Origin of the sequence: Mesorhizobium intechi, assembly GCF_002879535.1 — a bacterium.
In the GTDB taxonomy this organism is placed as follows: domain Bacteria; phylum Pseudomonadota; class Alphaproteobacteria; order Rhizobiales; family Rhizobiaceae; genus Mesorhizobium; species Mesorhizobium intechi.
Genome location: NZ_PNOT02000258.1, coordinates 1 through 11,965, shown reverse-complemented (window position 1 = coordinate 11,965; position 11,965 = coordinate 1). Strand labels below are relative to the sequence as shown.

Genomic DNA, 11,965 nt, shown 5'->3' with positions numbered 1-11,965 from the left:
GAGTAACGGGACCATCCGATGAAATTTCTCTGGGATTCGGCACTCGGACTGCTGGTCGTCACCGGCGGCTTGCTCGGCCTGACGCTGCCCTTCGGCAAGCTGGCCACGGCAGCCGGCGTGCCCGCCATGGTGTGGGCTTTCGTCATCTCGCTCGGTGCCGGCGGCGTGCTGCTGTGCGTGCTGTTGCTGCGCGGCCAGCGTGTCCGCCTCACCGCGCACAAACTGCGCTATTTCTTCGTCACGGCGGCCGTGTCCTATGCCGTCCCCAATCTCTTGATGTTCTCGGCCATCCCGCATCTGGGCGCCGGGTATACCGGCATCATGTTCACGCTTTCGCCTGTCGTCACGCTGGTGCTCTCGATCCTGCTGCGGGTCCGGCGCCCGAACATGCTGGGCATCGTCGGCATAGCCGTCGGTTTCGTCGGCGCCGTTGTGGTGGCGGCGACGCGTGGTGAGGCCGGCCAGCCGGCCGACCTGTTCTGGGTGGTGATGGGGCTGCTGATCCCGGTAAGCCTTGCCGCCGGCAACATCTATCGCACCGTCGACTGGCCGGAAGGCACCGGCCCGATCGAGCTTGCCGTCGGCAGTCATCTGGCGTCTGCGACGCTGCTGCTCGCCGGCATCCTCGCCTTGTTCGGCATCAAGGCCTTCGCGCCGCTCGGAGGCGTGCCGCTGGTCGTCATTGCGCAGATCGCGTCGGCGTCCGCGATGTTCGCCTTCTTCTTCCGGCTGCAGGCGGTCGGCGGCCCGGTCTATCTCAGCCAGATCGGCTATGTGGCGGCCGCGGTCGGGCTGTTTGCCGGCACGATCTTCCTTGGCGAGCACTATCAGCTGCTGACCTGGGCCGGCGCCGTCATCATCACCGCCGGCGTCTTCGTCACCACGAAGGCGCAGAGCCAGGCCATCGCGAAGCCGCAGCCTGCGTAAACGTCGTCAAGGTCTTCCGCCACCGTCGGCGTCGCCGCCGGGCCCCGGCCTCGGGTGCCGGCGGCGATGCGTGGCGGCGGCCCGCGCCGCCTGTTTGGCGGCATCAAGGGCAAGCACCGCTGTGAGGGCGCCGCATGGGTGACGCTGAAGGCCAGAGCCGCGTTGCTTTCGGACGCGGCCGCCGTCTTCGACCGCAGGCTGGACGAGATGATCGACCGCGGCACGCATTCCATCGTTATCGGTTCGGTCGAGGCGGTGCGCACCCGCGATGCCGGCCAGGCGTTGATTTATTGGCGGAGCGCCTATCGGCCACTCGACGCTTAGACCGGGTCAGACGGATCCCTTTTCCGCCAGCACCATGTAGTTGACGTCCATGTCCTTCGAACGCGCCCAGCGGTCGGCAAGGGGATTGTAGGTGACGCCGGTGCGGTCGATGACCGTCAGGCCGGCGCCGCCGAGCGCCTTCTCCAGCTCTTCCGGGCGCACCAGCTTGCCGAACTGGTGAGTGCCGCGCGGCAGCCAGCGCAGCACATATTCAGCACCGATGATGGCGAGGCCCAGCGCCTTCAGCGTGCGGTTGATGGTGGCCACGAACATGATGCCGCCGGGCCGGACCATCTGCCCGCATTTGGCGACGAACAGATCGATGTCGGCGACATGCTCGACCACTTCCATGTTGAGGATGACGTCGAATGTTTCGCCGGCGTCGGCAAGATCCTCGGCAGTCGTGGCTCGGTAGTCGACGATCACATTGCCTTCGGCCGCGTGCAGTTTCGCCACTTCGATGTTTGTCTCGGATGCGTCTGCTCCCACGACCTCGGCGCCAAGTCGCGCCATCGGCTCGCACAAAAGACCGCCGCCGCAGCCGATATCGAGGATGCGCAGCCCCTCGAACGGCCGCGCGGCACGCGGGTCACGGCCGAAGCGCGTCGCTATCTGGTCGCGAATGTAGGAAAGCCGGACCGGATTGAACTTGTGCAGCGGACGGAACTTGCCGTTCGGGTTCCACCATTCGGCGGCAAGGGCGGAAAAGCGTTCCACTTCTCCGGCATCGATCGTCGATCGTCGGGGTTCTGGCATTGGTTGGTCTCCTCGGACGCTAGGAAGTCGGGCGTGGAGGCGCGAAAGTCAAGGCAACAATTTTCCTCTGCCGACAGGCGGAGCATCCTGTCAGGGCATGTCAGTTGTCGACCGCGGCGGCGAAACACAATTGGCCCGGCGGGCGAATGAGAGGCATCGTTTGGATTCGAAGGAGTGCACGATGAAGGTCACGACGGCTTCGATCCTTTGGCGCCGGCTGGACGTGGAGGGTCATGACGCCTGCCTGCTGACGCAAGCCGACGGCGGGCACGGCCTCCAGGGACAGGCCATCTTCGTCCAGGACGGCAAGCCATGCTGCCTTGCCTATGAGGTGATTTGCGATGCCGGCTGGCGCACGCGATCGGCGCGGGTCGATGGTTTTCTCGGCACGCGCAAGCTGCACTATGCCATTGAACGACGTGCCGACGGCGAGTGGATGCTGAACGGCGAGCCTCAACGGGGCGTTGCCGGCCTTGTCGACGTCGACCTTGGCTTTACACCCGCATCGAACCTGCTGGCGATACGCCGGTTTGATCTCGGTATCGGCGAGACGACGCCCGCTCCAGCCGCGTATCTGAGCTTTCCAACGCTCGAGATGGTGCTTCTCGAGCAAAGCTATCGGCGTCTCGACCAGACCCGCTACGCCTACACCGCGCCCGTGTTCGGCTATGACGAGATCCTTGGCGTCTCGCCGCATGGCTTCGTCGTCGACTATCCCGGCCTGTGGAGAGCCACGGCGCAGCCAGCCTGACCCAGCCGCCCGCTCTGGGAAGAGGTGGTCCGTCAGGACGCCTTAACATGACATTTACGAGGTTGGCGGTTTCGCCGCTGTTGCACGCCGCCCCAACATCGCACCAACACCGTCCTCTGGCCTATCGGCCTGTGCGGCCGCCGTGTTGATCTCGGCGATCTCGACTTGGGCCAGGCCGATCCGCAATGGGACCTTTCCACCGCCAGCCAAAGCGTGGGTTAATCCGACAGAACGAGTTCGGCATGTCCCATGTCGACGCTGGCGGGATCGATGGCGCGCATGGCTTCGCAATCACCGATCTCGGCCACGATCCGTCCGGCCGCGCCAAGCGCCTGCTCGCGGCTCTGCCAGCGCACCACATCGACCCACCCGCCATCATCCCGTCGGGCCAGGCATCGGCTTACGAAACCCGGTTGCCGTGCCAGCCAGTCGCTGACCAGGCGGTTGCCAGCGGCAAAGCCCGCTTCGGTCCCGGGCTTGAGGCGAAAATTGACGATTTCCAGCGTCTCGGTCATGGAACCTTCTCAATTTGACCCACGGTCCGCAAGGCGGCGTGCTGTAGGAAATGGCCGAACATTGGGGTCGCGGTGTTGGTGCAGGCATCCTCTGGAAAGCGCAACAGCTATCCTTTTGCGTCCAGCACGTCGCGCAGCTTGGCTTCGAGTTGCTCGATGGTGAACGGCTTGGCCAGGAAGTGCACGTCATGGTCGAGCACGCCGTTATGGACGACGGCATTCCTGGTGAAACCGGTGGTGAAGATGACCTTCAGACCGGGTTGGCGTGCCACCGCTTCCTCGGCGAGCTTGCGGCCGTTCATCGCAGGCATGACGATATCCGTGAAAAGCAAGGCGATGTCCGATGTCGCCGCCAGCTTCTGAAGGGCCTCCTGGCCACTCCCGACGTGGATGACCGTGTAGCCGAGTTCGCGCATCGCGTCGGTCGTGGCGGCCCGCACGCGGGCATCGTCCTCGACGACGAGGATCGTCTCGGTGACCCTGGCGGTACTCTTGCCGTGCCCGGCGGGTGCCGCCGGCTCCTCCGCTCCGAAAAACCGGGGCAGATAGATCCTGATCGTCGTGCCTTGCCCCGGTTCGGAGTAGATCTTGACGTGGCCGCCCGACTGCTTGACGAAGCCGAACACCTGGCTCAGCCCGAGTCCCGTACCCTTGTTGACCGGCTTGGTCGTGAAGAAGGGTTCGAACGCCTTGGCGATGACCTCGGGTGACATGCCGGTGCCCGTGTCGGTGACCGCGATCATCACATATTGGCCTGGCGTGACTTCGGCATGCGTCGCGGCGTAGGCCTCGTCGAGGTGGCTGTTGGCGGTCTCGATGGTTAACTTGCCGTCATTGTCCATGGCGTCACGGGCGTTGACGGCAAGGTTGAGGATGGCGTTCTCGATCTGGCTGGGGTCGGCGTAGGTTTTCCACAGGCCCGCCGCCAGCACGGTTTCGACGCGGATGCCTTCGCCGAGCGCGCGGTGCAGAAGGTCGGACATGCCGGTCAACAGCCGGTTGGTATCGACCACCTGCGGCGCCAACGGCTGCAGGCGCGAGAAGGCAAGCAGCCGGGAGGTCAAATTGGCGGCACGGTTGGCCGCATCCGTCGCGGCCTCGATGAATTTCTCGATGTCATTCTCGCCGCGCTTCAGCTTGCGCTGGGCAAGGTTCATCGCGCTGAGGATGACCGCCAGCATGTTGTTGAAATCGTGGGCGATGCCGCCCGTCAGCTGGCCGACCGCCTCCATTTTCTGCATCTGGCGAATCTGGGATTCGGCCTTCTCGCGCGTGTCGATCTCGTTGCCGAGTTCGATGTTCTTGCGCATCAGCTCTTCCTGGGCGGTGGCGACCTCGCGGAATCGGCGGCGGGATTGGCGGATGGTGTAGGCGCCGAGCAGGAAGATCGCGACGAGGGCCGTAAGCGAACCGACACGCAGCCAGGCCTCGACCTGGTCCGTCTGCTCATCGCGCGCCGCGATGTCGGCGGCGCCGATGCGCCGGATGGTGTCCATGCTGGCACGGATATCGTCCATGGCGGCCTTGCCCTGGCCGCTACGGACCAGTTCCAGCGCCTTCGACGCATCGCCCTTGTCGTAAAGGGCGATCGTCACAGCCAGTTCAGCCTGTTTTTGCGCCAGCGCGCCCTTGATCTGGCTGATCAGCGGGGCGAGCTGATCATTGGATGATGTCATGGCATCGATGCGAGCAAGTTGGCCCGGAATTGCATCGACAGCCTTCTGGTACGGTTCGAGATAGGATTTCTCGCCGGTCAGCAGATAACCGCGCTGGCCTGCCTCGGCATCCTGCGCCAATGAAAGCAGCCCCGAAAGCTGTTGCTGGTACTCGATTGTCTCACGCGCGGCGGCACGGTTGGCCCTTTGTCCCTCGACAAGCAGCGCGCGGGTGCCAACGATGAGCGCCAGCACGGCAAAGCCGGCGACAACCGGCAGCGATTGCAACCGCATGGCGCGCCGAAGACGAGCAATCATCTGTTATGCCGAGCCAAAACGAAATCCCCCGCGGGCAGCATTTGGTAAGCGGCGTCGGCCCGGATGGCAATATGGCGTCTTCTTGAAGCCGGCATCCCGCCGCCAGCCTTGCGAAACCCAAAGCATTTGGCTAAGGAGGCCGCGCATTCAGCGGCCGGCGCCAGCCGGGCGCTTTCCTTCTTTTTCGGCTCCTGGCCGGCTTCAGTCAAAGGCATTTCGCTTCCATGGCGCGTATCGTGATGAAATTCGGCGGAACCTCCGTCGCCGACATCGCCCGCATCCGCAATGTGGCGCGTCACGTCAAACGCGAGGTCGACGCCGGCCATGAGGTGGCCGTGGTGGTTTCGGCGATGGCCGGCAAGACCAACGAACTGGTCGGCTGGACGCGCGAGGCCTCGCCGATGCACGACGCACGCGAATATGACGCGGTCGTCGCTTCCGGCGAACAGGTCACGGCCGGTCTGCTCGCCATCACCTTGCAGAATATGGGCGTACATGCCCGGTCCTGGCAGGGCTGGCAGATTCCGATCAAGACCGACAACGCGCATGGCGCGGCGCGCATCCTCGACATTGACGGCGCATTCCTGATCAAGCGCTTCGGCGAGGGCCAGGTGGCCGTCATCGCCGGCTTCCAGGGCATCGGGCCGGACAACCGCATCGCGACCCTCGGTCGCGGCGGTTCCGACACCAGCGCGGTCGCCATCGCCGCGGCGGTCAAGGCCGACCGCTGCGACATCTACACCGACGTCGACGGGGTCTACACCACCGACCCGCGCATCGAGCCCAAGGCGCGGCGGCTGGGCAAGATCTCCTTCGAGGAAATGCTTGAAATGGCCTCGCTCGGCGCCAAGGTTCTGCAGGTGCGTTCGGTCGAGCTTGCCATGGTGCACAGGGTGCGCACCTTCGTGCGGTCGTCCTTCGACGATCCCGACGCGCCCGGAATGGGGGATTTGCTCAATCCTCCGGGAACGCTCATTTGCGACGAGGAAGAGATCGTGGAACAGCAGGTCGTCACCGGAATTGCCTACGCCAAGGACGAGGCCCAGATTTCGCTGCGCCGCGTCGGCGATCGCCCTGGCGTCGCCGCCGGCATTTTCGGGCCGCTGGCCGAGGCCAACATCAATGTCGACATGATCGTCCAGAACATCTCCGAGGACGGCAAGTTCACCGACATGACCTTCACCGTGCCTTCGGGTGACGTCGACAAGGCGCTGGCCGTGCTCGACCGGCTGAAGGCCGAGGTCGGCTACGATGTCGTGCAGTCGGAAGCCGGCATGTCGAAGGTTTCGGTCATCGGCATCGGCATGAGGAGCCATGCCGGTGTCGCCGCCACCGCTTTCAAGGCGCTGGCCGAGAAGGCGATCAATATCCGCGCCATCACCACCTCCGAGATCAAGATTTCGATACTGATCGACGGTCCGTACACCGAACTTGCGGTTCGCACTTTGCATTCCGTCTACGGTCTGGATAAGCAGTAGCAAGACTGAATCAGTTGTTGCGCGCATGCCGGCAGCGGCGGAAACTGCGCCGGCAAGTGTTTCATTGGAGAAGAAGCCGCGATGCGTGACCAGGCCAGCGGCCCGCGCGTTTTGCTGAAACGGCTCCGCGAGCTCATGCAAGAGCCGCTGGAGCCGCAGGAGCGGCTTGACCGGATCGTGCGCGACATCGCTTCCAACATGGTCGCGGAAGTGTGCTCGCTCTATGTGCTGCGCGCCGATTCGGTGCTTGAGCTCTACGCCACCGAGGGTCTGAACCCGAACGCCGTCCACCTGGCGCAGCTGCGGCTCGGGCAAGGCCTGGTCGGCACCATCGCGGCCAGCGCGCGGCCGCTCAATCTGTCCAATGCGCAGGAACATCCGGCTTTCGCCTATCTGCCGGAGACCGGGGAAGAGATCTACAATTCCTTCCTCGGCGTGCCGGTGCTCAGGGCCGGGCGCACGCTGGGCGTCCTGGTCGTGCAGAACAAGACCATGCGCCACTATCGCGACGACGAGGTCGAGGCGCTGGAAACCACCGCCATGGTCATCGCCGAGATGATCGCCACCGGCGATCTGGCGCGGCTGACCCGGCCTGGGCTGGAACTCGATCTGCGCCGGCCCGTCAGTTTCACCGGCCTGTCCTTCAACGACGGCGTCGGGCTCGGCCATGTCGTGCTGCATGAGCCGCGCATCGTCGTCACCAATCTGTTCAATGAGGACAGCGAGGAAGAGGTCCGGCGGCTGGAGAGCTCGCTCGGTTCTCTGCGGCTCTCCATCGACGACATGCTGGAGCGCCGCGACGTCGCCTTCGAGGGCGAGCATCGCCAGGTGCTGGAAGCCTACCGCATGTTCGCCAACGACCGCGGCTGGGTGCGTCGCCTGGAAGAGGCGATCCGCAACGGCCTGACAGCGGAAGCTGCCGTGGAAAAGGTGCAGAGCGACATGCGCGCCCGCATGCTGCATATGACCGATCCCTATCTGCGCGAGCGGATGAGCGATTTCGACGACCTCGCCAACCGGCTCTTACGCCAGCTGATGGGGCGCGGGCCGGAAGATGTCGCGGCTTCGCTGCCGAAGGACGCCATCATCGTCGCCCGCTCGATGGGCGCGGCCGAGCTTCTGGACTACCCTAGGGAGAAAATGCGCGGGCTGGTGCTCGAGGATGGTGCCGCCACCAGCCACGTCGTCATCGTCGCGCGCGCCATGGGAATTCCGGTCGCCGGCCAGATGAAGGGCGCCGTTTCCATGGCGGAAAACGGCGATGCCATCATCGTCGACGGCGAGGAAGGCACGATCCATCTGCGGCCGCAGTCCGATCTCGAAGCGGCCTATGCCGAAAAGGTGCGCTTCCGCGCGCGCCGGCAAGAGGTCTACCGCGAGCTGCGCAAGAAGCCGTCCACGACCAGGGACGGTGTCCAGGTAGACCTGTTGATGAATGCCGGGCTTGCCGTCGACCTGCCGCAACTGGCCGAGTCGGGGGCTGCCGGCATCGGCCTGTTTCGCACCGAACTGCAGTTCATGGTCGCCTCGACCTTTCCGCGCGCCGAGGCGCAGGAGAAACTCTATCGCGACGTGCTGGACGCGGCGCGCGGCAAGCCGGTCACCTTCCGCACCATCGATATCGGCGGCGACAAGGTGCTGCCCTACTTCAAGGGCGCCATCCAGGAAGAAAACCCGGCGCTTGGCTGGCGGGCGATCCGGCTGACGCTCGACCGGCCCGGCTTGCTGCGCACCCAGATCCGCGCCTTGCTGAAGGCAAGCGGCGGGCGCGAGCTCAAGCTGATGCTGCCGATGGTGACCGAGCTTGGCGAGATCGCCCAGGCGCGCGAAATCATCGACCGCGAGGTGCGGCATCTCTCGCGTTTCGCCCATCATCTGCCGACCAGCCTCAAGCTGGGCGCGATGCTTGAAGTGCCGTCGCTTCTGTTCCAGCTCGACGAATTGATGAAGGCGGTCGATTTCGTCTCGGTCGGCTCGAACGATCTGTTCCAGTTCGTTATGGCGGTCGACCGCGGCAACACGCAACTGGCCAACCGCTTCGACACGTTGTCGGCGCCGTTCCTGCGCGTGCTCAAGCAGATCGCCGATGCCGGCATCCGCAACCACACGCCGGTGACTCTGTGCGGTGAGCTGGCCGGCAAGCCGATCTCGGCGATGGCGCTGATCGGTCTTGGCTTCCGCTCGATCTCGATGTCGCCGGCCTCGATCGGTCCGGTCAAGGCGATGCTCACGGAGCTGCCGCTGGATGAGCTGACGGCGTTCTTCGACGACAATCTGATGGCGCCGGCGCAGGGGTTGCCGATGCGGGCGTTGCTGCAGGCCTTCGCCGACGACCGCTCTATTCCGTTGTAGCGTGCCCATCATGGTCAATTTGCCCCGCGATCGTATGGATCAAGTCGTCAAGCGTTTCGAGATGCTCGAAGCGCAGATGTCGGCCGGGCCGGCGCCGGATGCCTATGTGAGGATGGCATCGGAATATGCCGAGCTGCAGGAGATGGTGGCCAAGGTCAGGGAATTGCGCTCGGCCGAGCATGAGCAGGCCGACCTCGAGGCAATGGTTGCCGACAAGGGCACCGACGCCGAGATGCGGGCGCTCGCCGAGGCGGATCTGCCCGGCGTGGAGGAGCGCATCGAAACGCTGCAGAAGGATATCCAGATCCTGCTTCTGCCCAAGGATGCCGCCGACGACAAGAACGCCATCCTCGAAATCCGTGCCGGCACCGGCGGTGACGAGGCGGCACTCTTCGCCGGCGACCTGTTTCGCATGTATGAGCGCTATGCCGCCGAACGCGGCTGGCGGTTCGAGACCGTGTCGGCCAGCGACGGCGATGCAGGCGGTTTCAAGGAAATCATCGCCACCGTTTCGGGCAAGGGCGTGTTTGCCCATCTGAAATTCGAATCCGGTGTGCATCGCGTGCAGCGCGTGCCGGCGACCGAGGCCAGTGGGCGCATTCACACCTCGGCGGCGACCGTCGCCGTGCTGCCGGAAGCGGAAGAGGTCGACATCGAAATCCGCGCCGAAGACATCCGCATCGACACGATGCGTGCCTCAGGCTCCGGCGGGCAGCACGTCAACACCACCGATTCGGCGGTGCGCATCACCCATTTGCCGACCGGCATCATGGTGGTGCAGGCGGAGAAGTCGCAGCACCAGAACCGGGCGAAGGCCATGCAGATCCTGCGCGCCCGGCTCTACGACCTGGAGCGCAGCAAGGCGGACGAAGAGCGCTCGGAATCGCGCAAATCGCAGGTCGGCTCCGGCGATCGCTCGGAGCGCATCCGCACCTACAATTTCCCGCAAGGCCGCGTCACCGACCATCGGATCAACCTGACGCTCTACAAGCTCGACCGGGTGATGATGGGCGAGCTCGACGAGATCGTCGACGCGCTGATCGCCGATCACCAGTCGAAGCTGCTGGCCGATATCGGCCTTGATGGCTGACCGTCTGCCCGAGGCGCTGGGGCCGCTGCTGCGGGGAGCGCGGGCCAGGCTTATGGCGGCCGGGGTCGGCGATCCGGCGCTCGATGCGCGGCTGATCGTCGAACATTTTTCCGGCACGACGCGCACGCAGGCCATTGCCAACCCTGCACGCATGATCGACAGCAACGCCATCGCCGCGATCGATGCCGCCCTGAGACGCCGGGCGGGTGGCGAACCGGTGCATCGCATCCTCGGCTACCGCGAATTCTACGGTTTGCGCCTGTCGCTGTCACCGGAAACGCTCGAGCCGAGGCCGGATACCGAAACGCTGGTCGAGGCGGTGCTGCCCTTCGTCAAGGCAACGGCCGCGCGGGAAGGATCCTGCCGCATCCTTGATCTCGGCACCGGGACGGGAGCCATCTCGCTGGCGCTGTTGAGCGCCGTGCCGGCCGCGACCGCCACCGGTGTCGACATTTCCGCCGGCGCGCTGGCGACGGCGGCGCGCAATGCCGGGGAACTCGGACTCGGGGCCAGGTTCACGACGGTGCAGTCTGATTGGTTCGAAAAAGTTTCCGGCCGATACCATGTAATTGCCGCAAACCCTCCCTATATACCTTCACGAGACGTTGGAAATCTGCAGGACGAGGTCCGCGATTTCGACCCGCGCCAGGCCTTGGATGGCGGCGTGGATGGGCTGAACCCCTACAGGATCATTGCCGCGGAGGCGGCACGCTTTCTAGAAGCCGAAAGCAGGATTGCGGTCGAGATCGGCCATACGCAACGCAATGAGGTTACAGATATATTCAAGGCGGCTGGTTATGCATCGGTTGCTGCTTTGCGTGATCTCGGCGGAAACGACAGGGTTCTTGTCTTTCAATGGGGATAAGCCTTGACGCAGTGCGAAAAAACCGCTTGGCAATACCGGGGAATGCGGCTAGGGTCGCCTCAACCGGATGAGACGAAGCAGGCAGTGCTCTTAGCGATTCGGTCCTCCTTGGAAATAGCTGCCTTCTTGCGCAAACGACGCCCAAGCTTCGTGCGGGAATCGTCCGGCAAGTGATGTAACCGGAACAGGATGGCACGTGGCGCCAACGCAATTGATGCGGGCGAACGCCGGTGAAGAAACGAAACGGCTGGCTGCATGAGCGCCTCCGTTCGTAACGAGTTTTCGAAAATTTCAAGATGAAGAGAGTCGAATGAGGCCACAACAGCAGAACAGGCGCATGCGCGGTCGCAACAACAATGGCGGCGGCGGTGGCAACAACAATAACAACAACAACCGCAAGGGCCCGAATCCCCTGACGCGCAACTACGAGAGCAACGGCCCGGATGTAAAGATCCGTGGATCGGCTCAGCAGATCGCCGAGAAATACGCTACCCTGGCGCGTGACGCGCAAAGCTCCGGCGACCGGGTCATGGCGGAGAACTATCTCCAGCACGCCGAACACTACAATCGCATCATTGCTGCCGCGCAGGCGCAGATGCCGATCCAGAACGTCCAGCAGAACCGTGACGATTTCGACGATGACGGCGATGAAGATCGCGACGATTTCGAAAATGCCGGCAACAGTGGCGGCGGCAGTGGCGGCAACACCGTCTCCGATCCGCAAATTCCTGTCGTCAACCATGGCGCCGGCCCGCAGCCGGTGATCGAAGGCATGCCGGCCGAAGTCGCGCTGAACCGGGACGGCCGCGACAATCGTGACAACAGCGGGCGCGACAACAGCGGGCGTGACAATGCCGGGCGCAACAATGGTGGCCGCGACAACAATGGCGGGCGTCATCGTGATCGCCGCCCCAATGGCGGCTATGGCCAGAAT

Annotated in this window: 12 protein-coding genes; 8 read left to right on the top strand and 4 right to left on the bottom strand. The window is 64.3% G+C overall.

What is annotated here, in order from left to right; genetic code table 11:
- Positions 1 to 18: 18 nt before the first annotated feature.
- Positions 19 to 927: a DMT family transporter gene (locus C1D09_RS22800; RefSeq protein ID WP_143976409.1), complete on the top strand. Its 909-nt coding sequence runs from the start codon at positions 19 to 21 to the stop codon at positions 925 to 927.
- 66 nt (positions 928 to 993) lie between these two features.
- The gene (locus tag C1D09_RS22795; protein ID WP_246135837.1) at positions 994 to 1,251 is read left to right on the top strand and encodes a flavin reductase family protein; all 258 of its coding nucleotides are present in this window, start codon (positions 994 to 996) and stop codon (positions 1,249 to 1,251) included.
- 6 nt (positions 1,252 to 1,257) lie between these two features.
- Here C1D09_RS22795 and ubiG read toward each other — a convergent pair whose 3' ends face one another.
- Entirely contained in the window at positions 1,258 to 2,007 is a 750-nt protein-coding gene (ubiG, locus tag C1D09_RS22790) for a bifunctional 2-polyprenyl-6-hydroxyphenol methylase/3-demethylubiquinol 3-O-methyltransferase UbiG (RefSeq protein WP_143976408.1), read from the bottom strand.
- Between the two features lie 181 nt (positions 2,008 to 2,188).
- Here ubiG and C1D09_RS22785 point away from each other — a divergent pair, with 181 nt between their 5' ends.
- Positions 2,189 to 2,758, top strand: a complete 570-nt coding sequence (locus tag C1D09_RS22785) for a putative glycolipid-binding domain-containing protein (protein WP_143976407.1) — start codon at positions 2,189 to 2,191, stop codon at positions 2,756 to 2,758.
- A 218-nt stretch (positions 2,759 to 2,976) separates the two neighbouring features.
- Here the strand turns inward: C1D09_RS22785 and C1D09_RS22780 are convergent, their stop codons facing one another.
- From C1D09_RS22780 to C1D09_RS22770, 3 genes are all read right to left on the bottom strand, one after another.
- Entirely contained in the window at positions 2,977 to 3,273 is a 297-nt protein-coding gene (locus tag C1D09_RS22780) for an antibiotic biosynthesis monooxygenase family protein (protein WP_143976406.1), read from the bottom strand.
- Positions 3,274 to 3,380: 107 nt separating this feature from the next.
- Entirely contained in the window at positions 3,381 to 5,222 is a 1,842-nt protein-coding gene (locus C1D09_RS22775; RefSeq protein ID WP_143976445.1) for a CHASE3 domain-containing protein, read from the bottom strand.
- Between the two features lie 20 nt (positions 5,223 to 5,242).
- Positions 5,243 to 5,461, bottom strand: a complete 219-nt coding sequence (locus C1D09_RS22770) for a hypothetical protein (protein WP_143976405.1) — start codon at positions 5,459 to 5,461, stop codon at positions 5,243 to 5,245.
- 9 nt (positions 5,462 to 5,470) lie between these two features.
- Here C1D09_RS22770 and C1D09_RS22765 point away from each other — a divergent pair, with 9 nt between their 5' ends.
- The 5 genes from C1D09_RS22765 to C1D09_RS22745 form a co-directional block, all read left to right on the top strand.
- Positions 5,471 to 6,724: an aspartate kinase gene (locus C1D09_RS22765; protein ID WP_143976404.1), complete on the top strand. Its 1,254-nt coding sequence runs from the start codon at positions 5,471 to 5,473 to the stop codon at positions 6,722 to 6,724.
- An 81-nt stretch (positions 6,725 to 6,805) separates the two neighbouring features.
- A complete protein-coding gene (ptsP, locus tag C1D09_RS22760; protein WP_143976403.1) occupies positions 6,806 to 9,076 on the top strand; it encodes a phosphoenolpyruvate--protein phosphotransferase in 2,271 nt (756 codons plus the stop codon).
- Positions 9,077 to 9,086: 10 nt separating this feature from the next.
- Complete coding sequence (gene prfA / locus C1D09_RS22755) at positions 9,087 to 10,166, top strand: peptide chain release factor 1 (RefSeq protein ID WP_143976402.1); 1,080 nt, start codon at positions 9,087 to 9,089, stop codon at positions 10,164 to 10,166.
- Complete coding sequence (gene prmC / locus C1D09_RS22750; RefSeq protein WP_143976401.1) at positions 10,159 to 11,031, top strand: peptide chain release factor N(5)-glutamine methyltransferase; 873 nt, start codon at positions 10,159 to 10,161, stop codon at positions 11,029 to 11,031. Before prfA ends, prmC begins: the two co-directional genes overlap by 8 nt.
- Before the next feature lie 310 nt (positions 11,032 to 11,341).
- The coding region (locus C1D09_RS22745; RefSeq protein WP_143976400.1) for a DUF4167 domain-containing protein at positions 11,342 to 11,965 on the top strand (624 nt) is incomplete at its 3' end.

What these genes read in the sequence shown, in the direction of transcription:
- C1D09_RS22775 (WP_143976445.1), bottom strand. Translation starts at nt 5,222, where the DNA reads ATGCGGTTGCAATCGCTGCCGGTTGTCGCCGGCTTTGCCGTGCTGGCG.
- prfA (WP_143976402.1), top strand. Translation starts at nt 9,087, where the DNA reads ATGGTCAATTTGCCCCGCGATCGTATGGATCAAGTCGTCAAGCGTTTC.
- prmC (WP_143976401.1), top strand. Translation starts at nt 10,159, where the DNA reads ATGGCTGACCGTCTGCCCGAGGCGCTGGGGCCGCTGCTGCGGGGAGCG.
- C1D09_RS22795 (WP_246135837.1), top strand. Translation starts at nt 994, where the DNA reads ATGCGTGGCGGCGGCCCGCGCCGCCTGTTTGGCGGCATCAAGGGCAAG.
- C1D09_RS22770 (WP_143976405.1), bottom strand. Translation starts at nt 5,461, where the DNA reads ATGCCTTTGACTGAAGCCGGCCAGGAGCCGAAAAAGAAGGAAAGCGCC.
- C1D09_RS22800 (WP_143976409.1), top strand. Translation starts at nt 19, where the DNA reads ATGAAATTTCTCTGGGATTCGGCACTCGGACTGCTGGTCGTCACCGGC.
- C1D09_RS22765 (WP_143976404.1), top strand. Translation starts at nt 5,471, where the DNA reads ATGGCGCGTATCGTGATGAAATTCGGCGGAACCTCCGTCGCCGACATC.
- ptsP (WP_143976403.1), top strand. Translation starts at nt 6,806, where the DNA reads ATGCGTGACCAGGCCAGCGGCCCGCGCGTTTTGCTGAAACGGCTCCGC.
- C1D09_RS22785 (WP_143976407.1), top strand. Translation starts at nt 2,189, where the DNA reads ATGAAGGTCACGACGGCTTCGATCCTTTGGCGCCGGCTGGACGTGGAG.
- ubiG (WP_143976408.1), bottom strand. Translation starts at nt 2,007, where the DNA reads ATGCCAGAACCCCGACGATCGACGATCGATGCCGGAGAAGTGGAACGC.
- C1D09_RS22780 (WP_143976406.1), bottom strand. Translation starts at nt 3,273, where the DNA reads ATGACCGAGACGCTGGAAATCGTCAATTTTCGCCTCAAGCCCGGGACC.